General features: G+C 67.2%; 27 protein-coding genes. 5 read left to right on the forward strand and 22 right to left on the reverse strand.

Features of this window, described 5'->3' with window-relative positions; translation table 11 throughout:
- The first annotated feature begins 195 nt into the window (after positions 1-195).
- Entirely contained in the window at positions 196-672 is a 477-nt protein-coding gene (locus tag ACWGST_RS07515; protein ID WP_452046042.1) for a hypothetical protein, read from the forward strand.
- 37 nt (positions 673-709) lie between these two features.
- Here the strand turns inward: ACWGST_RS07515 and ACWGST_RS07520 are convergent, their stop codons facing one another.
- Positions 710-1,633: a methyltransferase family protein gene (locus ACWGST_RS07520; protein ID WP_452046043.1), complete on the reverse strand. Its 924-nt coding sequence runs from the start codon at positions 1,631-1,633 to the stop codon at positions 710-712.
- Positions 1,634-1,703: 70 nt separating this feature from the next.
- On the opposite strand from ACWGST_RS07520, the gene ACWGST_RS07525 reads away from it, so the two are divergent.
- Complete coding sequence (locus ACWGST_RS07525) at positions 1,704-2,165, forward strand: hypothetical protein (RefSeq protein ID WP_452046044.1); 462 nt, start codon at positions 1,704-1,706, stop codon at positions 2,163-2,165.
- Here the strand turns inward: ACWGST_RS07525 and ACWGST_RS07530 are convergent.
- Positions 2,102-2,800, reverse strand: coding sequence for a DedA family protein (locus ACWGST_RS07530; protein WP_452046045.1), 699 nt, complete (start codon positions 2,798-2,800; stop codon positions 2,102-2,104). The genes ACWGST_RS07525 and ACWGST_RS07530 overlap by 64 nt on opposite strands.
- 143 nt (positions 2,801-2,943) lie before the next feature.
- Complete coding sequence (locus tag ACWGST_RS07535; RefSeq protein WP_452046046.1) at positions 2,944-3,558, reverse strand: VOC family protein; 615 nt, start codon at positions 3,556-3,558, stop codon at positions 2,944-2,946.
- Positions 3,559-3,655: 97 nt separating this feature from the next.
- Between ACWGST_RS07535 and ACWGST_RS07540 the strand changes: the two genes are divergently transcribed.
- On the forward strand, positions 3,656-3,889 hold the full coding sequence (locus tag ACWGST_RS07540; protein WP_452046047.1) for a hypothetical protein: 234 nt from the start codon (positions 3,656-3,658) through the stop codon (positions 3,887-3,889).
- 48 nt (positions 3,890-3,937) lie between these two features.
- Here ACWGST_RS07540 and ACWGST_RS07545 read toward each other — a convergent pair whose 3' ends face one another.
- From ACWGST_RS07545 to ACWGST_RS07595, 11 genes are all read right to left on the reverse strand, one after another.
- Positions 3,938-4,375 (reverse strand): SAM-dependent methyltransferase, encoded by a 438-nt coding sequence (locus ACWGST_RS07545; RefSeq protein WP_452046048.1) that lies wholly within the window; start codon positions 4,373-4,375, stop codon positions 3,938-3,940.
- The gene (locus ACWGST_RS07550; RefSeq protein ID WP_452046049.1) at positions 4,372-5,730 is read right to left on the reverse strand and encodes a DJ-1/PfpI family protein; all 1,359 of its coding nucleotides are present in this window, start codon (positions 5,728-5,730) and stop codon (positions 4,372-4,374) included. The genes ACWGST_RS07545 and ACWGST_RS07550 overlap by 4 nt, the downstream gene beginning before the upstream one ends.
- A gap of 5 nt (positions 5,731-5,735) precedes the next feature.
- Complete coding sequence (locus ACWGST_RS07555; RefSeq protein WP_452046050.1) at positions 5,736-6,131, reverse strand: hypothetical protein; 396 nt, start codon at positions 6,129-6,131, stop codon at positions 5,736-5,738.
- Between the two features lie 126 nt (positions 6,132-6,257).
- Entirely contained in the window at positions 6,258-6,896 is a 639-nt protein-coding gene (locus ACWGST_RS07560; RefSeq protein WP_452046051.1) for a response regulator, read from the reverse strand.
- Positions 6,893-7,987 carry a sensor histidine kinase gene (locus ACWGST_RS07565; RefSeq protein WP_452046052.1) on the reverse strand — a complete coding sequence of 365 codons (1,095 nt, stop codon included), beginning with the start codon at positions 7,985-7,987 and terminating at the stop codon, positions 6,893-6,895. The genes ACWGST_RS07560 and ACWGST_RS07565 overlap by 4 nt, the downstream gene beginning before the upstream one ends.
- Before the next feature lie 58 nt (positions 7,988-8,045).
- Positions 8,046-8,213, reverse strand: a complete 168-nt coding sequence (locus ACWGST_RS07570; RefSeq protein WP_452046053.1) for a hypothetical protein — start codon at positions 8,211-8,213, stop codon at positions 8,046-8,048.
- Between the two features lie 98 nt (positions 8,214-8,311).
- Positions 8,312-9,076, reverse strand: coding sequence for an ABC transporter permease (locus ACWGST_RS07575; RefSeq protein ID WP_452046054.1), 765 nt, complete (start codon positions 9,074-9,076; stop codon positions 8,312-8,314).
- Positions 9,073-9,963: an ABC transporter ATP-binding protein gene (locus ACWGST_RS07580; RefSeq protein ID WP_452046055.1), complete on the reverse strand. Its 891-nt coding sequence runs from the start codon at positions 9,961-9,963 to the stop codon at positions 9,073-9,075. Before ACWGST_RS07580 ends, ACWGST_RS07575 begins: the two co-directional genes overlap by 4 nt.
- The gene (locus ACWGST_RS07585; RefSeq protein ID WP_452046077.1) at positions 9,960-10,337 is read right to left on the reverse strand and encodes a DUF1048 domain-containing protein; all 378 of its coding nucleotides are present in this window, start codon (positions 10,335-10,337) and stop codon (positions 9,960-9,962) included. The genes ACWGST_RS07580 and ACWGST_RS07585 overlap by 4 nt, the downstream gene beginning before the upstream one ends.
- Before the next feature lie 2 nt (positions 10,338-10,339).
- Positions 10,340-10,735, reverse strand: a complete 396-nt coding sequence (locus ACWGST_RS07590) for a PadR family transcriptional regulator (RefSeq protein WP_452046056.1) — start codon at positions 10,733-10,735, stop codon at positions 10,340-10,342.
- Positions 10,736-11,044: 309 nt separating this feature from the next.
- Positions 11,045-11,416, reverse strand: a complete 372-nt coding sequence (locus tag ACWGST_RS07595; RefSeq protein ID WP_452046057.1) for a hypothetical protein — start codon at positions 11,414-11,416, stop codon at positions 11,045-11,047.
- Positions 11,417-11,574: 158 nt separating this feature from the next.
- Here ACWGST_RS07595 and ACWGST_RS07600 point away from each other — a divergent pair, with 158 nt between their 5' ends.
- Entirely contained in the window at positions 11,575-11,934 is a 360-nt protein-coding gene (locus ACWGST_RS07600) for an MmcQ/YjbR family DNA-binding protein (protein WP_452046058.1), read from the forward strand.
- 475 nt (positions 11,935-12,409) lie between these two features.
- Here ACWGST_RS07600 and ACWGST_RS07605 read toward each other — a convergent pair whose 3' ends face one another.
- From ACWGST_RS07605 to ACWGST_RS07640, 8 genes are all read right to left on the reverse strand, one after another.
- On the reverse strand, positions 12,410-13,459 hold the full coding sequence (locus ACWGST_RS07605; protein ID WP_452046059.1) for a LacI family DNA-binding transcriptional regulator: 1,050 nt from the start codon (positions 13,457-13,459) through the stop codon (positions 12,410-12,412).
- Positions 13,456-14,847 carry a glycoside hydrolase family 13 protein gene (locus ACWGST_RS07610; protein ID WP_452046060.1) on the reverse strand — a complete coding sequence of 464 codons (1,392 nt, stop codon included), beginning with the start codon at positions 14,845-14,847 and terminating at the stop codon, positions 13,456-13,458. The genes ACWGST_RS07605 and ACWGST_RS07610 overlap by 4 nt, the downstream gene beginning before the upstream one ends.
- On the reverse strand, positions 14,847-15,668 hold the full coding sequence (locus ACWGST_RS07615; protein ID WP_452046061.1) for a carbohydrate ABC transporter permease: 822 nt from the start codon (positions 15,666-15,668) through the stop codon (positions 14,847-14,849). The genes ACWGST_RS07610 and ACWGST_RS07615 overlap by 1 nt, the downstream gene beginning before the upstream one ends.
- Complete coding sequence (locus ACWGST_RS07620) at positions 15,665-16,627, reverse strand: carbohydrate ABC transporter permease (protein ID WP_452046062.1); 963 nt, start codon at positions 16,625-16,627, stop codon at positions 15,665-15,667. The genes ACWGST_RS07615 and ACWGST_RS07620 overlap by 4 nt, the downstream gene beginning before the upstream one ends.
- A gap of 14 nt (positions 16,628-16,641) precedes the next feature.
- Positions 16,642-17,910: an ABC transporter substrate-binding protein gene (locus ACWGST_RS07625; protein WP_452046063.1), complete on the reverse strand. Its 1,269-nt coding sequence runs from the start codon at positions 17,908-17,910 to the stop codon at positions 16,642-16,644.
- 26 nt (positions 17,911-17,936) lie between these two features.
- Positions 17,937-19,691: a glycoside hydrolase family 13 protein gene (locus tag ACWGST_RS07630; protein ID WP_452046064.1), complete on the reverse strand. Its 1,755-nt coding sequence runs from the start codon at positions 19,689-19,691 to the stop codon at positions 17,937-17,939.
- Positions 19,692-19,844: 153 nt separating this feature from the next.
- Entirely contained in the window at positions 19,845-21,620 is a 1,776-nt protein-coding gene (locus ACWGST_RS07635) for an alpha-amylase family glycosyl hydrolase (RefSeq protein WP_452046065.1), read from the reverse strand.
- Positions 21,621-22,101: 481 nt separating this feature from the next.
- Positions 22,102-22,599 carry an HAD domain-containing protein gene (locus ACWGST_RS07640; RefSeq protein ID WP_452046066.1) on the reverse strand — a complete coding sequence of 166 codons (498 nt, stop codon included), beginning with the start codon at positions 22,597-22,599 and terminating at the stop codon, positions 22,102-22,104.
- Here ACWGST_RS07640 and ACWGST_RS07645 point away from each other — a divergent pair.
- Positions 22,586-23,104 carry a hypothetical protein gene (locus tag ACWGST_RS07645; RefSeq protein WP_452046067.1) on the forward strand — a complete coding sequence of 173 codons (519 nt, stop codon included), beginning with the start codon at positions 22,586-22,588 and terminating at the stop codon, positions 23,102-23,104. The two genes, ACWGST_RS07640 and ACWGST_RS07645, sit on opposite strands and share 14 nt — an antisense overlap.
- Positions 23,105-23,180 lie beyond the last annotated feature (76 nt).

The following is a 23,180-nucleotide window of genomic DNA, read 5'->3' on the forward strand; positions in this document are numbered from 1 at the left end:
CGTCGTGTTCGATAATCGAATGCACCATTCTCATATCGCGCAGTTAGTGTAAACCCGCGGTTGTGCGTCCGCCAAGTCCCGGGTGATGTCGGCCCACCCCTGTGGAGAGTCACGCTGCTCGCGCAGGCCCGCGCGTAGGGTGGTCGAACCGCTGCGGCGCCGCCACGGGCGCTGATTCGAACGACGAGGTTCCCGATGAGATCACCCAGAACCACCGCGCCGCTTCTGCTCGCGCCGCTCCTGCTCGCACTCGCGCTGTCGGCCTGCACCGCGAGCCCCGCTTCGGGGATCGCCACGACACCTCCGACGACCGCACCCCCGGCCGATGCGGCCGGAGATATGCTGCCCGACCCTGATGCGCCGCACGCCTGCGGTCAGGTGAGCGCGCTCGAGGGCATTCGGTACCGCTCCGACTGGCAGCACGATCAGGGGCTCATCGATGACATCGCGTACGCCTCGCGGGTCGCGGCGCTCGAGGACAGCTGGACGTACATGGTCGCCGGCCTCACCGACATCTCGCCGAGCATCAACGATGCCAAGAAGGCCGTCGCCGAAGGCGGCATCAGTCGAGAGAACGATGCGTTCCAACTCGCCGTCGGCGAGATCGCGCTGGCATGCGACGAGGCGGGATCACTCGTCAGCATCAGCGCGCTTCCCGGGCAGGGCGGCTGAACGGTCGCTCACGCTCCGGCTCGCTCCAGGCCGCGTCTCACCCTGCACCGACAGTGTCCGACGCAGGGACAGCAGTGACCTGCGGCCACCAGCACCGCACGGCCGTGCGATATCGCCGGAACTCGTCACCGAACCTCGCCTCCAGGTCGGCCTCTTCGTGCGGCCTCACCGCGTAGTTCCACACGAACGATCCGAGGATCGCATACGCGACGACCAGCCAGGAAGAGAGGATGAGCCCGACCGCCACGCCCTGCACGAACCCCGAGATCGCCATCGGATTGCGGACGTATCGATACGGTCCGGCGATGACGAGACGATTCGGCATCGCCGCCGGCAACGGCGTGCCGGCGCCCCTCGTCGCCATCGCCGCGGCCGACCAGATTCCCAGCGCGCTCGCGAGCAGGAGCACTGCGAGCCCTGCGATCCGGATGGATGGCTGGAACTCGACGGCGAGGTCCCAGCGCTGCTCGAGGCGGCCGATGACCAGTGGGCCGACCACGAGGAACAGCCCCCAGAACACGATGATCTGGGCCGCAGTGCTGGCGGCGTGCACCCTCGCGCCGGCCTGCGCATCGGCGGGCGCGAAGGCGAAGGGGCCGATGAGCATCCACTCGGTCGGCACCCGCCCGAGAATCAGGAGGCACGAGGCGAGGACCGAGGCGCCGGCCGCGGCGGCCATGAAGAGCACGCCCCATCCCGCCTCCGACGTGATGGCCGCGTGCCCGGCGAGGGCGACCGTGACGGCGATGGTCCATCCGGTGGCCACGACAGCGCCGAACCGAAGCCCGAACGCGGCCGCCGCGGAGGCGCCGACGAAGAGCGGCACGTCCAAGACGGCGACCATGACAGGGTCGAGCCCGCCGAGCGTCGCCTCACGCACGGTGGGCACCAGGAACACCGCGACCCACCACGCAGCGCCGGCGATCGCCTGCACGGCGAAGTACCTTCGACCCCAGCGCATGGGCATACGGTACACCGGGACCGAGCCGTGGCCGTCACGGTTCGTGATCGCCCGAAGCTAGGCTTCGAGCGTGACTCAGTCGAACGCGCGCCCCAAGATCGTCATCACGAGCGTCGAGTCCGCGCCGGCGGATCTCGCGGAACAACTGCCCGTGCACGCCGAGCTCGTGCGGATCCTTCCCGGGCCCGATCGACCCGACTACAGCCTCGCCATCGCGAAGAAGCCGATCCACTTCCGCACCACCGTGGCGGCCCTCGAGCATGCCGGCGTCGACCCGACTACAGCCGACCCGCAGATGATCCGGGTGCACGACGACGGCACAGCCGACCTCGTCGTCTTCGGACTGGTGCTGTGCGCCCGAGTCGCGGGCGAGACGATCCACCTCGCCATGAAGGACTTCCCGGTGAACATCGCCTACGTCATCGACAACACGCAGCTGAGCGACGCTTCCGTGGACTTCTCCAAGAGCTACTTCGCCGCGATCGGATCCGTCAGCATGGAGGCATCCGACTCGCCCGTCTCACCCGCGTAGCTCCGAAGCGCCGGCGAGGGACTCTCTGCGACAACGTCCGTCCTGCGCCGGCGGGCGGCGGCGACGCGGTCGATCACCAGACCGATCACGAGCGCGAAGGCCACCCCGAGCACGGCACTGAGCAACGGCTTGCCCTCCAACCATTGTCCGGCCAGGATCCCGATGCACGCGCTGTAGACGGCCCAGGTCACGCCGGCGACGGCGCTGATGGGCAGGAAGCGGCGCCAGGGATAGCGCAGCGCACCGGCCGACATGTTGACGACCACGCGGCCGACCGGGATGTAGCGGGCACCGAGGATGACCGGCGTTCCGCGGTGCACGAGCGCGCGCTGCGCTCGAACGAAGGCCCCGGAGACGCGCGGACCTCGCATCCAGCGGAATCGCGTCGTGCCGACCGCACGTCCGATCGCGTACGCGATGTTGTCGCCGATCGTCGCCCCGATCGCGGCGACGAGGCACAGCAGGAGCACGGTGGAGGAGTCCCCGGCAGACGCCGCAACGGCGGCGGCGGCCACGAGCACCATCTCGCTCGGGATGGGTGGGAAGGAGCCATCGATGACCGCCGTCGAGAACATGACGAGGAGCAACCACGGCGAGGCCGTGGCTTGCAGGATGAAATCGTTGAGAACGTCCACGTCTCGACGCTACGAACAGCACGGTCGACGGCGCATCACGCTCGGGTACGGCCCCCGTGATACCAGGGAAGGATCTCACGGACACTGCGCGTACCTCCGGGGTGCCAGTGCGCCGCTCGCTCACCGGCGACGCGAAGACCACCTCATCGGGCGGCGGACGGGCCGATCTCCGCCGGACCCGACGGGGTCCGGAACGTCGCGACGAGACCCGTGTCTCCCGGCCCGACGACGACGGGACCCATCACGTCGGCCACGAGCAGGTCGAGTTCCGCCACGTCGGGCGTGGTGAGGCTCAACGCTTCCAGACGGATCCCCCTGTCGGGCAGGAGTGTTGCGGGTGGAGGCGTGCGCCAGAGGATGTGTGACGGCGCGATGCCGCCCATCGGCATCCGACCATCCGGCGCGACTGTGAGCGCCCACCGGTTGCTCCCACGACTCAACTCCATGACGTGAGGCTCCCCGGCGAGCGATGGCACGCGCACGACCCAGTGCACCAACGCGGGACCCTCGGCAGGCCGCTCGCGCATGGCGTCGGTGTCGAGTTCGAACCATCGTGCGTGCCCGGGGTCGGAGGCCCCGGGGTCGACGGCGATGACCTCGAGGTAGCAGTCGGGGCCGAGGGAGAGGAGGCAGTTGTGCGTGCCGAAGACTTCATGCTTCCCGCCGGAGTCCATCGCCACGCCAAGGCGCTCCTCGACCCACCGGGCCCCCTCGGTGAGGTCGGCGGCCGCGACGACCAGATGATCGAGCTCGCTCACGATCGTCAGCCTAGGCCTCGCGACGAATATGATCTGGGGTCTCGTCTGGGCACGCCGGTAACATGAGGCAAGTTCATGATCTTCGGGAGGCGGCCGAATGACGTCCACCCCTCAGGCATCCACCGCCGTCGGCAAGCGCCTGCTGGACGCGGGCTACGTGCTTCCAGCCGTTCCCGAGCCACGAGCGGACTACCTCCCTGCGAAGACCGTCGGCGACTTCGTCTTCCTCTCCGGGCAGGTCCCATTCGTCGACGACGAACTCCAGGTCCGCGGCCGCGTAGGAGACGAGGTCTCCGAGGAGGATGGGGCGCCGCGCCCCGGAGGCGGCTGAATGAAGGGGTCGACGAGGATCCACTCGTCGGCGTCACCCGCGTAGCGCTCACGCGGCACCGAGCCGAATCGCGGTCAGCGGCGATCCCGTGTCGACGTACAGGCTGCCGCCCGGAACAAGCGCGGCGCGGATGCGAGCGAGGGCCGGGGCGTACAGCCGGGGGTGACGGCCGTCGAGCGCACCGACGCGGCACGCGAATGCGAGGTCGAACAGCCCGGTGCCGGGCGACAGTTCGAAGTCCTCGACCGGCGCGCACATCGTCGAGATGCGGGCGGCGTCGATCTCCTCCCTGCAGTTCGCCCGGGTGCGCGCGATGCCGGCCTCGGAACGGTCGAGCACGAGCACATGCCCGCGCGGCCCGACACGCGTGGCGACCTCGCGCGCAGCGGCCCCTGGCGCGCCGCCGATCTCGAGCACGCGCATGCCCGGTTCGAGGGGCAGGGCGTCGACCACGCGGCGCAACCGATCCGAGAGCTCGCGAGTCATCTGCTTCCCCGTTCGTGCGGTCGGGCGTTCCGTCGGATGCTCCGTCGGGCGCGCCGGCGACTGCGCACGACGGCGAACGCCGCGAGTGCGATGAACACGCCGAGGAGGGCGAGGGCGAGCGGGTGCAGCGTCTCAGTCCACGGCCACGCCTGCCCCTCGAGCGCCAGCCCGTCGACGGGGTACTCGAGCACCTTCGCCGTCCACCGCGCGGTCGCCACGTCGGTCGTTCGTGCCAGGTCTTGCAGCACGGCGTCGTACGCGAAGCCCGCCTGGCGGTGCGGGTGCTGCACCGGCTCCATCCCGGGGATGACAGTGTGCTCGGTCGTGCCGGGCACGACGAGTCGATCGAGCCCGACCCCGGTTTCGGCACGCGGCACGAAGGTGAGTCCGTGCCGCGACCGCACCGGCCCGTCGCCCAGGGCGACCGTGCCGACCGCGAGCGACTGGCCGTAGGTGTCGAAGACCGAGGCGAGCTCGATCTCGCCGACTCCGTCGGTCAGTTGCACCCCGATCCGTGGCCGGTCCCAGCCGAATGCGGTGTTGAAGACAACCACGGCATCGGATGCATCGAGCTGCGCCTGCTCCATCGGCGCGGCGCCGTCTGGGTCGTAGTAGGGCCACTTGATCGCCTGCGCCGCCTGCGCCGCGGCATCCGCACCGACGAGGCGGTCGATCACATGCAGGGTGCCGTCGATGCCCGACAGGATTCCGGCGGTGCTGATGACCTCGCCGTCGTCGACGTACCTCGTGCCGCGCACCCAGTCGACGGCCGGATACGTGCCCTCCCAATTGTCGAGGCGCAGCCAGTGAGCGGTGGCGCGGTGACCGTCGAGCAGCCCGGCCGAGGCGACGACGGCGGCCCCGTTGCAGACGCTGAACAGCAGGGCCCCGCCGTTCGACTGGGTCTCGAGCCAGTCGGTTACGGGCCTCGTCGTCGGCTTGCCGACATCGGGCATCGCCGGCACCACGACGAGATCTGCGGGGGCGCCCAGCAGCTCGTCGAGCTCTGCGAAGGTGAGGTCGGGCACGAGGTCGAGCCCGCCGGTGAGCGGCACCGGGCCGGCGCCGGATGCGACGGTGTACACGTTGAACGCCTGCGTGGTGGCGAGGATCTCGTAGGGCGCGAGCGTGTCGGACACGACGGCGCCGTTGTCGCCGACGACGACGACCGCCGTGGGTTTCGCCGGGTCGTACTCGACCGGCGCCGGCGCCTCGGCGGCGCCGTCGGAACCGTCAGCGCCGTCTGAGCGCGGCTCGTTCAGGGCGAGCGCGTCGAAGACGGCCGGCGTGCCGAACGCCGCAGGCAGTGCCACGGCGGCGAGCACGAGCACGACGACCTTGATGAAGGTGCGCATCGGGCTCACCACCCGTACTCGTGTCGGCGGCGCAGCATCGCGATCAACATGGCGGGCAGCATCAGCACATGGCCGGCCATCATGACCGCCATGCCCGAGAGGGCCCCGACCCAGTAGAACGGCAGCAGCACGAGGAACGGCAGGTACATCGCGGCGCACATCTCGGCGATGGCCGGCAGGCCGTGGCCGCGAATCCGCATCCACACCGCCATGCCGATCGACATGTTCGTGGCCATCACGAGCACGTGCGCGGTCGTGTTCTCGCTGAGCCCGGGCCACGCCCACGCCCACACGGGGCCCAGCACGATCATGCCCAGCACCATGGCGATCACCATCTCGACCCCGTGCAACGCGAACCTCACGGCCGATGGTCGGTGCGTCTTCGTCGCTTCGTGGTTCATCTCGACTCCTCTTCGGATTCCAGTGTTCGGACTCTGGAATCCTTCGCGGAGCGCGGGCGCGCGTCAGGTGCAGAAGGTCATGCTCCGGGTCATGTTCGGCGCATGACCCGGCCGGCCGAGTGCGGGTCAGAAGATGCCGATCTCCCGTGCGCGGAGGGCGGCCTGCGTGCGGTCGCGCACCTCGAGTTTCGCCAGCACGCTCGTGACGAGGTTCTTCACGGTGCCCTCGGCGAGGAACAGGGCTGCGGCGATCTCGCGGTTGCTGCGACCGTCGGCGAGCAGCCGCACCACTTCGACTTCGCGTTCGGTGAGTGGATGCTGCGGGGCCGGTGCCTCCTGCGGCATCTGCGCCACCCGGGCGACGACCTTCGCGGCGACCGACGGCTGCAGCACCGATTCGCCCCGAGCAGCCGCGCCGAGCGCTTCGACGAGCCGCGCCGAGGTCACGTCCTTGAGCAGGTAGCCGACCGCTCCGGCGCGGAGCGCTGCGAACACGTTCTCGTCGTCGTCGAAGGTCGTCAAGGCGAGCACACGCACCTCGGGTTGCTCCGCCCGGAGTCGCGCGGTGGCGGCGATGCCGTCGAGCACGGGCATCCGCAGGTCCATGAGCACGACGTCTGGGTGCAGCCGGCCGCTGCGCTGCACCGCCTCCTCGCCGTTGCCGGCCTCGCCGACGACCTCGATGCCCGGCTGCACCTCGAGCAGGGTCGTGAGCGCTTCGCGGAAGAGCGCCTGATCGTCGGCGACGAGCACCCGGATCGTCATCCCGGCACCACCACGGTGAGGACGAATCCGGTCTCGCCGGTCGAATCGAGCGAGATCCGGCCGCCGAGGCTCGCCACCCGCTCGCGCAGGCCGGTGAGGCCGAAGCCGTCGCCAGGCGTCTCGGAGAGGCCCCGCCCGTCGTCGCGGACTTCGAGCCTGACGTGATCCTCATCGGTGAAGTCGAGCACGACGGTCGTGCGGTTCGCGTGGGCGTGCTTGCGCACGTTGGTCAGGCCCTCTTGCGCGACCCTGAACAGCGCCTCGTCGACCTCGGTGCGAACGGCCCGTGGCCCGCCGACCACGTCGAACTCGGTCGGCATGCCCGCCTCGGTTGCCTCGGCGGCGAGCGCCTGCAACGCCTCCGGAAGCGACGGGCGGTGCTCGCGCAGGGCCGCCACCGATCGCCGCACCTCGGCCAGGGCCTGGCCCGACTGATCCTGTGCGGTGGCCAGCATGGAATCGAGTCGCTCGGGCTCGACGGTGCCGATGACCGCACGGGCCGCCTCGAGCTGCATCTGCACGACGGTCAGATGGTGCCCGACCCCGTCGTGGATGTCGCGCGCGAGCCGGTTGCGCTCTTGGATGACGGCCAGCTGCTCGGCCTGTGCCGCGTACCCGCGCAGCCGCTCGTTGGCGGCGGCGAGCTCGGCCCTCGCCTTCTGCTCGCGCACGAGCAGCCAGGTCACGACGAGCGCGAACGTGGTGGCGCCGAGGGTGCCGAGCCCCTCGCGCAGCCCGCCCTGCCAATCCATTCCGAGATGCACGAACGGGATGACGACGGCGACCACGGCCGCGGCGGGCAGGGGAAGCAGCAGCACGCTCTGGGAGACCAGCACGACGAGCAGCAGGATCGAGCCGACCGCCGCGCCCGAGAGCGAGAAGAGCACGAAGCCGAGCACCAGCTGCACGGCGACGTAGGCAACCGCCCACCAGATCGAACGACGCTGCACGAAGCGGAACCCGAAGATCGCGAGCACGACGAAGACGAGTCCGACGAGCAGCGTCGGCAACGGCTGCTGCTCGAAGCTCGCGGAACCGAGCGGCAGTGTCACGTATGCGACGACGGTGAGGATCGCGTAGGCCCACGGCACTGTTCCAGAGTGGAGGTCTTGGTTCGTCAGGTCAACAGCCGGGGGGGGCGACGGCCGGTCAGCTCTGCTTCTTGCCCTGCTCGTCGGCGTCGATGACCCGCGGCGGCCCTTCGGGGTCGAAGGCGCCGCCCTCGTTCACCCAGTCCGCGATCTCGTCAGCGTCTTCTTGCGTCACCGGCCGAGGGCGACGGAAGAGCGATTTCATCTTCTCCGTGAACTTCGACATGTCTCGGACTCTACGCCAAGACCGCCGAAGGGCGGGGCCGACCGAGTCGACCCCGCCCCGCGGCATCCATATCGCTGATGCAGCCGGCCCCGCACCCGTCAGCTGATCTTGCGACGGTAGATCGCGATCGCCCACACGTAGGCGACGATGAGGATGCCGACCAGCCAGGCGAGCGCGATCCAGATGTCGCTGCCCACGGGCTGCTGCGAGAACAGCGCGCGGATCGAGTTCACGATCGAGGTCACCGGCTGGTTCTCGGCGAACCAGGCGACCGGCGCCGGCATCGTGTCGGTGGGCACGAACGCCGAGCTGATGAACGGCAGGAAGATCAGCGGGTAGCTGAACGCGCTCGCGCCGTCGACGGTCTTCGCCGAGAGTCCGGCGATCACGGCCAGCCAGGTCAGTGCGAGGGTGAACAGGATCAGGATTCCGGCGACGGCGAGCCACGCGCCGACGGATGCCCCGGTGCGGAACCCCATGATCAGTGCGACGCCGATGACGATCGCGACCGAGACCAGGTTCGAGACGAGCGACGTGAGCACGTGGGCCCAGAGCACGCTCGACCGCGCGATCGGCATCGACTGGAACCGCTCGAAGATGCCGCCCTGCATGTCGAGGAACAGCCGGTACGCGGTGTACGCGATGCCCGACGCGATCGTGATGAGCAGGATGCCCGGCAGCATGTAGTCGATGTACGACTCGTCGGACCCCGTGTTGATCGCCCCGCCCAGCACATAGGTGAAGAGCAGCATGAGCGCGATCGGTGTGACCGCGGTCGTGATGATCGTGTCGGGGCTGCGCAGGATGTGGGTCAGCGAGCGGCCGGTGAGCACACCGGTGTCGCCGAGAACGTGGGTGGTCATTTGGATGCCTCCTTCTCGTGTTGCCCGTCGGCCGCGTGTTGCTCGCCGGCTGCTTCGTGCTCGCCGGCCGCTTCGTGCTCGCCGGTCTCGCCGACCAGCGCCAGGAAGACGTCTTCGAGCGAGGGCTGCTTCTCGACGTACTCGACCGTGGCGGCCGGGAGGAGCTGCTTGAGCTCGGCGAGGGTGCCGTTCTGGATGATCGTGCCCTTGTGCAGGATCGCGATGCGGTCGGCGAGATGTTCGGCCTCGTCGAGGGTCTGCGTCGTGAGCAGCACGGTCGTGCCGGCGCCTGCGAGCTTCTTGACGGTCTGCCACACCTCGATGCGCGCCTGCGGGTCGAGGCCGGTCGTCGGCTCGTCGAGGAAGATGAGCGGCGGGTCGCCGATCAGGCTCATCGCGATGTCGAGCCGGCGGCGCATGCCGCCCGAGTAGGTCGCCGCCTTGCGGCCGCCCGCATCGGTGAGCGAGAAACGCGCGAGAAGGTCGTCGGCGATCGCGCCGGGGTTCTTCAGGTGGCGCAGCTTCGCGATCAGCACGAGGTTCTCGCGACCCGTGAGCACCTCGTCGACAGCGGCGAACTGGCCGGTCAGGCTGATCGACTCGCGCACGTCGCCGGGGTTGGCGGCGACGTCGAAGCCGCCGACCGTCGCCGACCCGGCGTCGGCCTTCAAGAGCGTCGACAAGATGCGCACGAGCGTGGTCTTGCCGGCGCCGTTCGAGCCGAGCAGGGCGAAGATGCTGCCGGCCGCGACGTCGAAGTCGACGCCTCGCAGCACGTGCAGGTCTTTGAACGACTTCTCGATGCCCTGCACGCGGATGGCCGGTGCCGGCGTGGGTGCGGTGCGTGCGGTGCGTGCGGTGTTCGGTGCGGATGCTGCGGTGTTCATTGCTCGTCGTCCTGTCGTTCGAGGTCTTCGATCGTCTTCGCGAGGCGGTTGCGCTCCTTGTCGATCCAGCGCTTGCCGACGTAGGCGTCGCTGAACGCCTCGGCGAACGCGACCGGGTCGTCGCCGACGATCGCGGAGACGGGCGTCTGGTCGACGGCGGCGCGCTCCCACAGGTCGGCGAAGTCGTCGAGCATCGTGATCATCACCGCGGTGTCGCCGTCGGTGATGCCGCCGTTGTACATGAAGTACCGCTCGAACGCCTTCGCGGCCGTGCCATACGGCTCGGGCAGCGCCTCGATGCGGGCCTTGTACTGGCGGTACTGCTTCTTCTGCTCGAGCGACCCGGTGATGGTTTCGATCCACTTGGCGGCCATGGTCATGCTCCTTCTTCTTCGTTCGTGTGCTGTTCGTGTGTGGCGTGTTCGTGTGTGTCGTGTTGCTGTGCGAGCACGCTGCGATGCAGCAGCTCGATGCGCTCCGTGAGGAAGCTCCAGGTGTCCCAGAACTCCGCGAGATCCTCGCTGCCCGATGCGTTCAGCGTGTAGACCTTGCGCGGCGGCCCCTTCTCGGAGGGCACCTTCTCGACGTCGACGAGGCCGCGCTGCTCGATCCTGACCAGCAGGGCGTAGACGGTGCCCTCGGCGATGTCGGGGAACCCCTCATCGCGCAACCGTGCGGTGATCTCATACCCGTACGCCGGCTGCAGGGCCAACGTCGCGAGCACGATGCCCTCGAGCGTGCCCTTGAGCATCTCGGTCATCTGCTTGCCCATGAGGTGCCTCCTTTCCATTTACTACTCGGTACTGCTGACTACTGGTACATAGTAATCACAAGTACTGGTAGATAGCAACACTGAATAGTGAAATGGATGTCTCGTGCTCGCGTTGCGCGCGCGAGGGCCACGGCACGGCTCACCTGAGGCCGATTCTCGCCAGGTGCGATCGCTCTGGGCTCGGCGGGCGCGACGGGCGCGACGATGACGCCCTATGCGACGGGCGGCGGGATGCTCCCTCTGCAGGCAGGCGAAGCGCCCATTTGTGGCGGGCTTCGCGGCCCGCCATGGTGTGTGTTGCGGAGTGGGTCAGCGCCTCCGGGCGTACCGCGCTGCGCCGACGATGACGGCCAACGACGCACCGATCGCTGACACCAACGGAACGGCGACCACGGCGAGGGCGATCGTGTTGGGGCGGAACTTCAGCCCGTCGGGGCCGCCGATATACGCCCCGAGCGGCACGGCGCAACCGGCGCCACCGCCGCCGCCGCCCTCACCCCGTCCGGCCGGGGTCTTCTCGGATGCCGGCATGTCGCCGGAGCCCTCGCCCCCGCCGAAGCCGAACGCCACGAGCGCCACCGGCACGAGTTCGCGCCCGTCCACCGTGGTCTTCTCGCCGTACGCCACCTTCGCGCCCCACGAGGGCACTGATTCCGCCAGGTTCTCGATGAGCTTCGCCATAGCTCGACGGTACGCGCGATATCCACGCGCGGCTAGACCGATCGCGTTCCTCCTCGAGAGAGCGTTTGATCTGCTCGCGCGAGTCCTGCATGCTGGGTTCGTGAACGCGCCCGTGCACGCCCCACGCCATGACCGACGGAAGCTGAGGGAGGCCGAGCATGGCGGTGATCGATGACGTTCGAGCGTTGGGAACGGAGTTGGAGCGCTCGTACCCCGTGTACGTGCGCGGGAGGTTGAAGTTCCGCGTCGGTCAGCTCGTCTACGTGGCGTTCTCCCTCGACGAGGACACGATGGGTTTCGCCTTCCCGAAGGAGGAGCGGGCTGCGCTGGTCGGGGGCGATCCACGCAAGTTCCAGATGCCGTCGGCGTCGGACCTGCGCTTCAACTGGGTCCACGCAGATCTCGAGGCACTGGAACCCGCAGAGGCCCGCGAGTTCGTCGTCGACGCTTGGCGCATGGTCGTTCCGCAGAAGCTCTCTCGCGCCTACGACCTCGCGCATCCCTACGGCCCGGGCTGATCGAACCCGCGCGGGTCCCTGAGTTTCGTCAAGCCGGGTGTCGAACCCAGCGGCCGCAGTCGGGTTGGCGCCCGGCTGGCCGCCCAGACCGGGTTCTTCGTCGTCAGCCTGCCGCGGGAGCGGCCAATGTCGCCTCCTGGGATGCGCGGGAGGGCGCCATTCGCCGGGCCGAACCGATCCCACCACGCCGTTCATGGGCCGCCGACAAGTCCTGCACGGTGAGTTAGTCGCACCAAGGCACGTCGATGGCCCCCGCTTCGAGCCTGGTGTTACCACCCGCCCGGCGTTCGCGCGCAAGCTCGCCGGCCAGCGTGTAGGGCGCCCCAGCCGACGGGGAGCGCTCTGCGTGCGTTACCGGCGTGAGTCCCGTGTGCATCGTCTAGAGAGACTCGATCAAGCAGTCATTACAGCCTCGATCGCGAGCGGGGAGTCCTCAGCGAGGACGTCGCTCGTACTCCCGTCGGCGACCGACCTATCAGCGCCCCGGTGCGGGACCGGTTGAATCGCGCACGAGGAGCGCCGTATGCAAGCGCTGATGATGATCCCGGATGGCGCTGGCAGCAGCGATCGATTCGACGAGGTACTCCGCTGCCAGGCGGCCTTTGGTCTCTATCGGCTGCCGAATCGTGGTCAGCGAGGGTGCAGACCAGCTCGCCTCGGCGAGGTCGTCGAAGCCGGTCACCGAGACCTCTTGGGGAACGGCGACGTCCGCGTCCCGGGCTGCGTCGAGGACGCCGAGCGCGATGATGTCGCTGAAGGCGACGATCGCGGTCGGGCGTTCGGTTCGCGCCCAGAGTTGGTGGAAGGCCGCAGCCCCTCCTGCGCGCGTGCACGGCACCTCGAGCACCGTAATTCCGTCGCTGTCGGGAGTCAGCCCTCGTGACGCGAGAGCGGCCATCGCGCCTTCCATCCGGCGAAGAACCGGGCCCCGCCAGTTTCTGTATCCACCCTCGGTTCCCGTCTCGATTGCCACGATCGCGATGCGGCGGTGGCCGAGGTTGAGGAGATGCCCGAGGAGTTCCTCCATACCCTCACTGTCGTCGATCTCCACGGAGGGAACGTCGTCGTGGAGTTCGCTGTCGACGAGGACGAATGGGATGCCTCGTTGTCGGAGGGCGTTCACCTCGCCGCGATCGTGCTCGAGCCCGCTGACGATGAACCCGTCGACCGCTGCGTACGGGATCGTCTTCAGCATCGAGCCGCGCAGAGGTGGTGCGAGCAAGAGAGTGAATCCCTCGCGCTGACACGTCTGTCCGATGCCCTGAAGGAATTGCGTGTAGTAGGGGTTCTCGAGCACCTTGTCGAGCTGTTGAGGAAGGAGCAGCCCGAGACTGTCGGTGCGGCGCGTTCGAAGCATCCGTGCGGCAGGATCCCCCGAATAGCCGAGTTCGGCGGCGGCCTCGAGGATGTTCTTGACCGTGGCCTCCGCAAGCCGATTCGAGTTGTTGAATGCGAGGGAGACGGCAGTCTTCGACACGTTCGCACGGTCGGCGACGTCCTGCATGGTCACTCTGCGGTTCTTCATGGCCGTGCCTCGTTCGTGGACGCGTTCAGGTAGCCGACTCCACCGGCACCGAGCACGAGGGAACCGTCCTCGGTGAGTGTCGCATCGCCGGCAACGACTCGCCACACGCGATCGGCGGCGATTTCGGGTAACGCCGCGATCGGAATGCGGGCTCCGTCCCCGCGGTGGACGATCGCGACCGCGGTAGCGCCTTCCTCTGCTCGCCTGATCATCAAGACAGTATCGCCGTTGAATGCACGGACCTCCTGGGCTCCGCGCCGAAGAACCGGATGCTCCGCCCGCGCCCTGCTGAAGGAACGGATGCCGTCGAGGAGGTCGTGCGACCATTCCGATTCGCTCCACGGCATTGTGCCGCGGCATCCGGGATCGTTCTCTCCGGTCAACCCGATCTCGTCGCCGTAGTAGAGCATCGGAGCGCCCTCGGCGGCGAACAGCAGCGCATACGCCCGGAGCGCGGCGGGCACATTGCCATCGTGGCGAGTGAGAAGCCGCTCCGTGTCATGGCTGCCGAGCAGGTTCAGCATGCCGAAGTGGAACCCGTCGGGGATGCGGGCACGAAGGTCGTTCATTCCCCCGGCGAAGGCCGGCGCGTCAATCGTGCCATCGGCGGTGAACCCGAGGACGAGGTCGCGGAGTGTGTAGTTCATCGTGCCGTCGGCGAGGTCGCCTTGGAGCCACTCCGCCGGGTCGCGCCACTCTTCGGCGACGATGTACAACTGGTCGCCGAGGCCCTTGACGACGTCACGGAAGCCTCGCCAGAATGTGTGGTTGATGAAGTACGGGACGTCGAGGCGCCAGCCGTCGATGCCCTGTCCGATCCAATACCGTGCGACGGAATAGTGATGCGCGCGCACCTCGGGGTTGTATGCGTTCCATTTCGGCAGGTAATAGCAGCCCGAGCACGTGCGGTAGTTCGGTGTTGGATGGGGGGTGACGGGGAAGCCCTCGACCGAGAACCAGTTGACGTACTCGGATGAGGCCTCGTTCTCGACGACGTCACGGAACGCCCAATGGCCGTCGCCGCAATGGTTGAACACGGCGTCGAGCACGACCCGGATCCCGCGGTCGTGGGCGGCGTCGAGGAAGCGGCGGAAGGCGTCGAGGTCGCCGAGTCGGTGATCGATCGTGAAGTAGTCCTTCGCGTCGTACCGGTGGTTCGTGTCGGCCTCGAAGATCGGGGTGAGATAGATCGCGTTCGCGCCGACCGAGACGATGTGATCGAGATGCTCGGTGATGCCTGCGAAGTCACCGCCGAAGAAGTTCTCGCGCGTCGGTTCTGCACCCCAGGGTTCGACCCCTGGCGGGTCGAGCGTGGGGTCGCCGTTGGCGAAGCGCTCGGGGAAGATCTGGTAGAAGGTCGCGTCGGCGAGCCAGTCGGGTGTCGGCATCAGTCTTTCAATCCGGTCGAGGCGATTCCGCGCACGAGTGCGCGCTGGAAGAAGAGGAAGACGACGATGCTCGGGATCGTCGCGGTGAGGGTCCCGGCCATCAGGTAGTTCCAGCTCGTCCCGTAGCGTCCGACGAACGATGCGAGCCCGATCTGGATCGTGCGTACCTCGTCGGTGTTCGTGACGAGGAGCGGCCAGAGGAAGTCGTTCCAGGCGAAGAGGAAGCTGAAGATGCCGAGCGTGGCGAATGCCGGGGTGGACAGCGGCACGATGATACGGAAGAACGTGCCGATGCGGCTGCATCCATCGATACGTGCCGCGTCCTCGAGTTCCAACGGGATCGAGGCGAAGTACTGGCGGAGCAGGATGATTCCGAAGACATCTGCCAGGCGGGGCACGATGAGACCAGCGTAGCTGTCGATCCAGCCGAGGTCGGCGACGATCGCGTAGGCGGGGATGATCGTCACGAACGTCGGGACCATGAGTGCAGCCAGCAGGATCACGAAGATCGTGTTCTTGAACGGGAAGTCGAGCCGGGCGAACGCGTATGCCGCAAGGGCGTCGAGCACGAGGTGTCCCGTCACGATCCCGACGGCCATGATGATGCTGTTCAGGTAGTACTGGCCGAAGGGTGCCGCGTTCCACGCTTGGACGTAGTTCTCCCAGTGCCATGAGGTCGGCAGGATCGACGTGTTCGTGTAGGTCTCGGCGCGTGTCTGCAGCGATGTCGTGAACATCCAGAGGAACGGGACGACGACGAATCCCGCTCCCACGATGAGGATGAGGTGCCGGCCGAACGCGAGTCTGCGATGTGGATTCATCGGAGTGACGACCTTCCGGATCCGGACGCGCGCCACTGCACGAGCGTGACGCCGAGCACGAGGAACAGGGTGACGAACGCGATCGCGGTGCCGTAGCCGAAGTCGCCGAGCCGGAACGCTTCCCGGTACATGAGCATGCCGAGAACCTCGGTGCCGCCCTGCGGGCCACCGCCGGTCAGCACGTAGACGAGATCGAAGGCTTGGAAGCTGGTGATGAGCGCCTGCACCACGACGAAGAAGGTCATCGGCGCGAGCAGGGGGATGGTCATGAAGCGGAGTCGTTGGGTCATGTTGGCCCCGTCGAGCTGTGCTGCTTCGAAGACGCCTTGCGGGAGCGCTTGCAGCGCGGTCAGGTAGAGCACGGCATTGAATCCCAGATTCTTCCAGACGGTGAGCAACGTCAGAGCGCCGAGCGCGAGCCAACGATCTTGCAGCCAATTCGGCCCTTCGATACCGATCTGGGCGAGCAGCGCGTTGACCAGGCCGGCCGGATCGAGCATGTATCTCCACACGATCGCGGCGGCGACGGAGGACGTCACTGCCGGAAGGAAGTACACGCCGCGGTAAAAGCCGCGACCGCGGAGCGGTGCATCCAGGAGCAGGGCGATGGTGAGGCCGGACGCGACCGAGAGGAGGCATACGCCGACCGCGTAGATGCACGTTACGAACAGGCTGTTCCAGAACTCGGGGTCCTGGGCGAGGCGGATGTAGTTGTCCAGGCCGACGAACTCCTTCACCGGGTCGAACCCGTTCCAGGAGGTCAGGCTGATGTAGCCGGCGGAGACGATCGGGTAGAGCACGAATACGCCGATCACCGCGAGGGCGGGCAGGAGGAAGAGAACCGCGGTGAGGATCTGCTCGCGCTCATAGCGGCGCTGCCGACGCGGTTTGTCCGTTCGGGTCGCTCGGGGGGGCCCGCCCGGGACGCTCGCGCGTCCCGGACGGGTGGTGCTAGTCATTGTCACGGATCGTGTCAGCCGTTCGCGATGACGTCGTTGACGGCCTTTTCGGCGTTGGTGAGGGCGTCCTCGACACTCGCCTGGCCGCTCAGCGCTGTCTCGATCTCCTGAGCGAAGGCGAGGGAGATCTTCGGGTACAGGGGGGTGTTCGGACGGGCGTGTGCGTCGGCCATCTGCTCGACGTACGGCAGTAGCCGCGGCTCGGTGGTGTTCACCCAGTCGAGGTAGTCGCTGCTCGTGGCCACGGAGTTCGTGACCGGGAGCATGCCCGTCGTCTCACTCCAGCTCGTGACCTGTTCGGGCTCCAGGAACCAGGCGAGGAAATCTGCGGCTGCCTTCGACTCTGCGTCTGAGTTGTCGAAGACCATCGCCTGCTCGCCGCCGAGGTTGGTCGCGGGGACTCCGTCGCTGGGGTACGGGGCCTTGCCCACCCCGAAATCGAAGGGCGGGTCCGCCGCCCAGATGCCGACCATCCACGAGCCTTCCTGCGCGGAGCCGCCCTGACCCTTCTCGAATTCGCCCCACTTGGCGTACGGGCTCACGCCGGACTCGATGAGGTCGACCCAGAACTGCAGCGCCTTCTCGCCCTCGGGCGTGTTGAACGCGGCCGCGGAGTTGTCCTCGGTGAGGAACTCGCCCCCTGCCTGCCAGAGGTTGACCTGGAAGTTCCAGGTCAGGCCTTCCCCGTTGTCGCCGGCTTGCGTGAACAGGTCGTAGCCGGGCTTGCCGGTCTTGTCGAGGACCGCCTTGCCCGCAGTCATGAGCTCCTCCCACGTCGTCGGGGGCTGCTCCGGGTCGAGGCCGGCTTCTTCGAAGAGCGTCTTGTTGTACATGTAGGCGAGGTTGTTCGCCGACACCGGGACGGAGACCTGCTTTCCGTCGATCGTCCCGAACGAGGTGAGCGCGGGGTTGATGTCAGCGATCGTGGACTCCGGAAGGAGGTCGGAGAGATCGGCGAGCGAGCCGATCTGTTCGATCTGCGGCACCCAGACGAGGTCGCCGATCGCGATGTCCGGGAGCGTCTTCGAGGTCGCCGAGGCTCGCAGCTTGGTGAGGAAGTCAGCGTTCGGCACGTTCGACGTGCTGATCTTCACGTCGGGATGGGCTTCGTTGTATTCCTCCGCCATGGCGTCGAAGGTGTCGGCGTTGGTGCCGTCCCAGTAGTGCCACACGGTCACTTCTGTGGTACCGCCGCCGTCGTCTCCGGCGGCGCTGCAGCCGGAAAGCGCGAGCAGTCCGGCGGCTGCGCCGATCGCGGCGATGGTGAGTGTTCTGCGGTGCATCATTGCTCCTTGGGTATGAAGCGGCGCTACTGCGCCGCGGTGTGCAGGTTTGGTGCTGGTGAGCCGAAGCCGGCTCCGGGGGTCGCGTGGGCAGCCGCATCTGCACGCGCGGGGCTGAGCGCGAACCAAGCCGCGCTGTCAACCGGGACGACATCGCTGCCGCCCGCGGGAGTTGCCGTGGACACGATGACGGGGCCGAGGCCCCATTCCGAGGGGATCATCGCCGGTTCGACGCCAAGGTTGACGACGCATGCCCCGCCACCTCGCGTGAATGCGAGGAACTGCGGGTCGCCGGTCTCCAGCCATGTCATTGATTCGGAACCTCTGAAGAGTTCCCGGCGCTGCCGAACGAGTCGCTGGTAGAGGTGGAGTGTCGAGTCGGGGTCGTCCTGCTGCGTGTCGGCGGCGAAGGCCTCGAACCAGTTCGGTTGGGGGAGCCACGGCGCTGCGGAACCTTGAGGAGTGAAGCCGAAGTTCGGTTCTCCGGCCGCCCACGGCAGAGGAACGCGGCATCCGTCTCGGCCGAGCTCGCGTCCAGCAGAGCGCAGCCAGATCGGATCCTGCCTCGCACTGTCGGGCAGATCGAGCACCTCGGGGAGACCGAGTTCCTCCCCTTGGTACAGGTACGCGGTCCCGGGGAGTGCGAGCAGGAGCGCCGCCGCGGCGCGTGCCCGGCGAATGCCGCGGTCGAGGTCCACTGTTCCGCGGCGGCGGGCCGCCGCGATCATGTCGGTGGGCTCCAGTGCGTCGAGCGATTGCTCCTGCCCGTACCGGGTCACCGTCCGGTGCACGTCGTGGTTCGAGAGCGTCCAGGCCGGCGCGCCGCCGTCCGCCGAAGCGGTGGCCAGCCCGGTCTCGATCGCGGCACGCAGGCGAGGGCCGTCCCACGGCTGCACGAGTAGCTCGAAGCTGAACGCCTGGTGCAGCTCGTCGGGGCGGAGATAGGCGCCGAGCCGTTCGACCGACGGGACCCAGATCTCTCCGACGAAGTACTTCGGCTCGGGATGACGGTCGCCGATCGCGCGCCATGAACGGAAGATGTCGTGCACTTCGGGTTGGTCCCACATGTCGTAGTTGTGGCCGCCCGAGCCGTCCTCGGCGCCGGGCCAGTCGGCGAGTTCGACGGATTTGACGTGTCCGTGCGCCACGTCGATCCGGAAGCCGTCCACGCCAAGTCCGAACCAGAACGTGAGCACCTCGTCGAAGTATGCGGCCACCTCCGGGTTTCTCCAGTTGAAGTCCGGCTGCGCGCGGTCGAACGCGTGGAGGTACCACTGTCCGGGTCGACCGTCCGCCTCGATGATGCGCGTCCATGCCGACCCGCCGAAGACGCTCTGCCAGTTGTTCGGCGGCTGGGCTCCGTCGGCACCCCGGCCGTCTCGGAAGATGAAGCGCTCCCGCTCTGGGCTTCCCGGGGCTGCAAGCAACGCTGCTTTGAACCAGTCGTGCTGGTCGGAACAATGGTTCGCGACCATGTCCATGAGGACCCGGATGCCACGGGCGTGCGCGTCTTCGACCAGTCGCGCGAGGTCGTCCACCTCGCCATATGCAGGATCGATCGCGAAGTAGTCGGCGATGTCGTAGCCATGGTCTCGCTGCGGCGACGCATAGCACGGGTTCAGCCAGATGGCGTCGACACCGAGCGAGGCGAGGTCCGGGAGCGCCGACCGGATGCCGGGGAGATCTCCGATTCCGTCGCCGTTGCTGTCTCGGAAGGAGCGCACGTACACCTGGTAGACGACGGCGTCCTCCCACCAGCGTGTGGCTGTGGAGGGAGCCACGATCCGCTCCGTGCGGGATGCGTCCATGAATGGGTTCCCTGGGCCGGCGGTGTGTGCCGCGAGGGTTGGTGTCATCGGGTTGTCCTGATTCTGTTCGGGGCCGTCCGGGCGGCGTCGGTTGCGGCCACGCCGCCCGGACGGGGTCGATTGGGCCTAGAAGGTCGGATAGATGTCGATCACGTCTCCGCCGGTGCCCGAGTAGTTGCCGCCGGTCGACCAGGTGACGTCGTCGATCAGGGGCTTGAACTCGAAGGTCTCGCCGTCTGGGATGCGCTCGAGCTCGAACTCCCAGATATCGGTAGCCACGTTTCGAGCGCCGCGACCGTCCGTCCACGTGAACGGGTACTCGTCGCCGCGGATGGTGATCGAGTGGCCCAGACCGGTGTTGTAGTGCACCCGGATCTTGGTGGTGTTGCGCGCTTCTGGGCTGTACGTCGACACCGGTGTGCCAGGTGCGTAGACCTTCGTCTCGTGTTCGCCCATGCTCACCGTGATCTGCTTGCCGGTGGCGCCTCCGGACGTGACTGTGACCGTGTCGCTGGTGTTCATGAGGTTGGTGAGCACTGTGCCGACCGCGATCGAGCTCTCCGCTCGCAGCGGAATCGTGCGGTTCTGCGTCGTCCACGAGTTCGAGGAGATCGTGATCGCCTCGGCTCCGGTGCTGTCGACGCGACGGGAGAACCCGTACACGTTGGTGTCCGACCACATTTCCCGCTGGGTCCCGACCTTGAGAGCGGGGTAGGCCTTCTTGATGGTGGTCAACCGCTGGATGTGCTTGTACAGGTTCGACGTCTGGTCGAAACTCGTCATGTCCTTGCGATTGTCCTTGTTGGCGATCGGCACCTCGTACGGGTTGCCGTTGCCGTCGTCGGCCTGCTCGGTGCCGTAGTAGATCACGGGGACGCCGCGGCTGGTCAGGAGGAAGGTCAGCCCCGACCGGAGTCGCTGATAATTGTCGTCCGCCCAGGTGAGGAAGCGCGCCCGGTCGTGGTTGTCCAAGAACGTCTCGAGCCGGTTCGGTTTGGCATACTTGTAGTCCTGATCGAAGAGGTCACCAAGGGCGTTCATGTTCGTGTCAGCTGAGAACGCCTCCCGGACGGTGAAGAAGTATGGGAAGTCGAGCACACCCCACTCGTAGTCCTGGTATTCAGAGACGTAGTCCACGTCGCCGACGAAGACTTCGCCGAAGGTGGGCACGCCCATCTCAGTCTCGAAGTCCTCGAGCCAGGGCTTCGGCACGGAGCGTGCCGCGTCGACGCGGATGCCGTCGAAGCCGAGGTCGACCCAGTCCTTGTACGTGGTCATCAGGTAGTTGGACACCGTCGTGTTGGACTGGTCCAGGTCGTCGAGCCCGCCGAGGTCGCAATTTTCGATCTGCGTCTGCGTCTCCAGGCCGTTGAACAGGCAGTCACCGTTGTGGTGGAAATAGGAGGAGTTGTCGAGCGGGCTCGCCGGCTTGTAGGTGCTCGGCGAGTACGTCGTCGACGTCCCCGCGAGGTAGTCGGCAGTGTGGTTCGGCACCACATCGAGGATCATCTTCAGCCCCAGGCCGTGTGCCGTGTCGATGAGGGTCTGCAGCTCCGCGGTGTCGCCGAAGTGCTCATTCGGCGTCGCGAAGTCCTTCGTGAAGTAGCCGTGATAGCTCGCCTCGAGACCGTCGCGCGAGAGCGGTTGCTGCTGGGATACCGGCGAGAGCCAGATGGCCGTGACGCCGAGGTCGGCGATGTAGTCGAGCTCGTCTGTCAGCCCGGCCCAGTCGCCGCCGTGGTAGAAGCCGAGGTCGTCGGGGTCGTACTCACCAGCACCCTGGTCGTTGTTGGTGGCGTCGCCGTCCTTGAATCGGTCGACGAGCACCTGGTAGATGACGTCGCCCTCAGCGAGCGGGCCGGGGGACGGCGGCGGATCGGCGTATGCGGGAGTGGCTGCCATCGGTGCGACGAGCACGCCGCCTACGAGAGCGAAACCCGCGGCTGAGGCGATGGAGCGACGAATGCGAGCTGCTGATTGTGCCCGCGATCTGGACTTCAACATGCGTAACCATCCTGACTTCTCTGTCCGATGTGCGTCCTCGGCCGCGAAGGTGCACGTTTACTAAACCGATACAACAGCACCACGGCGCCCGCGTCAAGGACTACATCTATTTGGGCGCGTCCAGATCTGGAAGCGCTTGCTGCGGCATGCTCCCCCTGTCGGACGAGGCAGCGGATAAGGCAGCAGCTATGCAGTGCGGATCGTGTCCTCGATCCTGCTCGCAGCTGACGACTACCGCGAACCGGTGGCAATCACCGGGGCGCTCGACGAGAAGGGACCGGCAACCTCGCGGTCATCTATGACCGGTTCGTCGTCGTTGTCGACGTCGTTGAACTGACAGCACAGGGTGGCGAGATCAACGTCACCGTCCAGTTGAGCGTCAATCTGGCCGCCGCTGTTTGTCGATGAATCGGGCAGCGTGACGCACCTGTCGCAATGTCACGCCCGTGTACTTGTCGGGCCGGATCACGAGCACGGCTGGTTCGAGCCCGGCGCGCGCCAGACCTCGCATCAACGTCGAACGCACAGCCATGTCGTCGATCCAGACGACGGTTTCGACGCCAGTAGCGGCGACCGTCTTGACAATCGAACGGGCTCGCCAGCCTCGATCCCAGTCGTCCTCGTCCGGCAGGTATGGGGCCTCGAATCGACTACCCAGGCGCTCGTTGACGAGCCATCGGAGCATGCCTGGTCGCCAGCTCGTCGTCCATCCCAGCATGACGTCGGGTCGGGTGGTCAGCTCATGGAGCGCCGCAAGCACGGGCTCGGCTACGGGGGTGACCCACATCGGCTCACGAGGCCCGTCGCCGAGCGGCAAAGGGCTGATGGTGCCGTCGACGTCGAGCACTACGAGCACGCGCGGGTTGGCCATCATCATCTCGACTTTCGCAAGGGGCGGTGAAGATTCCTGTGCAGCGGCCAGGTCACGGGTTCATCCGTTCGCTAATGTCGTTCATGGCCTGTCGGTCATCCTGGGCGTATCGCTCGATGTGGTTGTGATCGCTGTGTCCGGATTGGGACGCAACTTCCTGATGGGTCGCGCCATCGCGAGGGCCTGTGTGATGAATCCCACTCGTAGCGAGTGCGCCCCGAAGCCTGAGGCATCGATACCGACGGCGGCGATGCGTCGCTGCACCACATCGTTGACGGTCTGCCCGGAGAGCGGCACATCACGGATCGTTCCGTGCTTGGTGACGGCGCGGAAGACGGGCTTGACGACTCTCGCGCGCGGCACGAAGGAAGTCCTCAGCGAGCAGTGGCGCCTTCTCCATCAAGAAGGCACGCTGTCGCCTGAACTCCTCGGGCTCGTCCTCTGCCGTCAGCGCATCGTTCATATGGCCTGTGGTTCCCGCCGGTGCGGATCAGTCGCGCTCCCCATCTGAGAGTCTGCCCCTTCACTGAGAACCTACATCGAGCTCACCGCCACGCTCCGCCATCTAGGTTGTCCCAATCGCCAAA

Source organism: Agromyces sp. NPDC055520, from assembly GCF_053619715.1.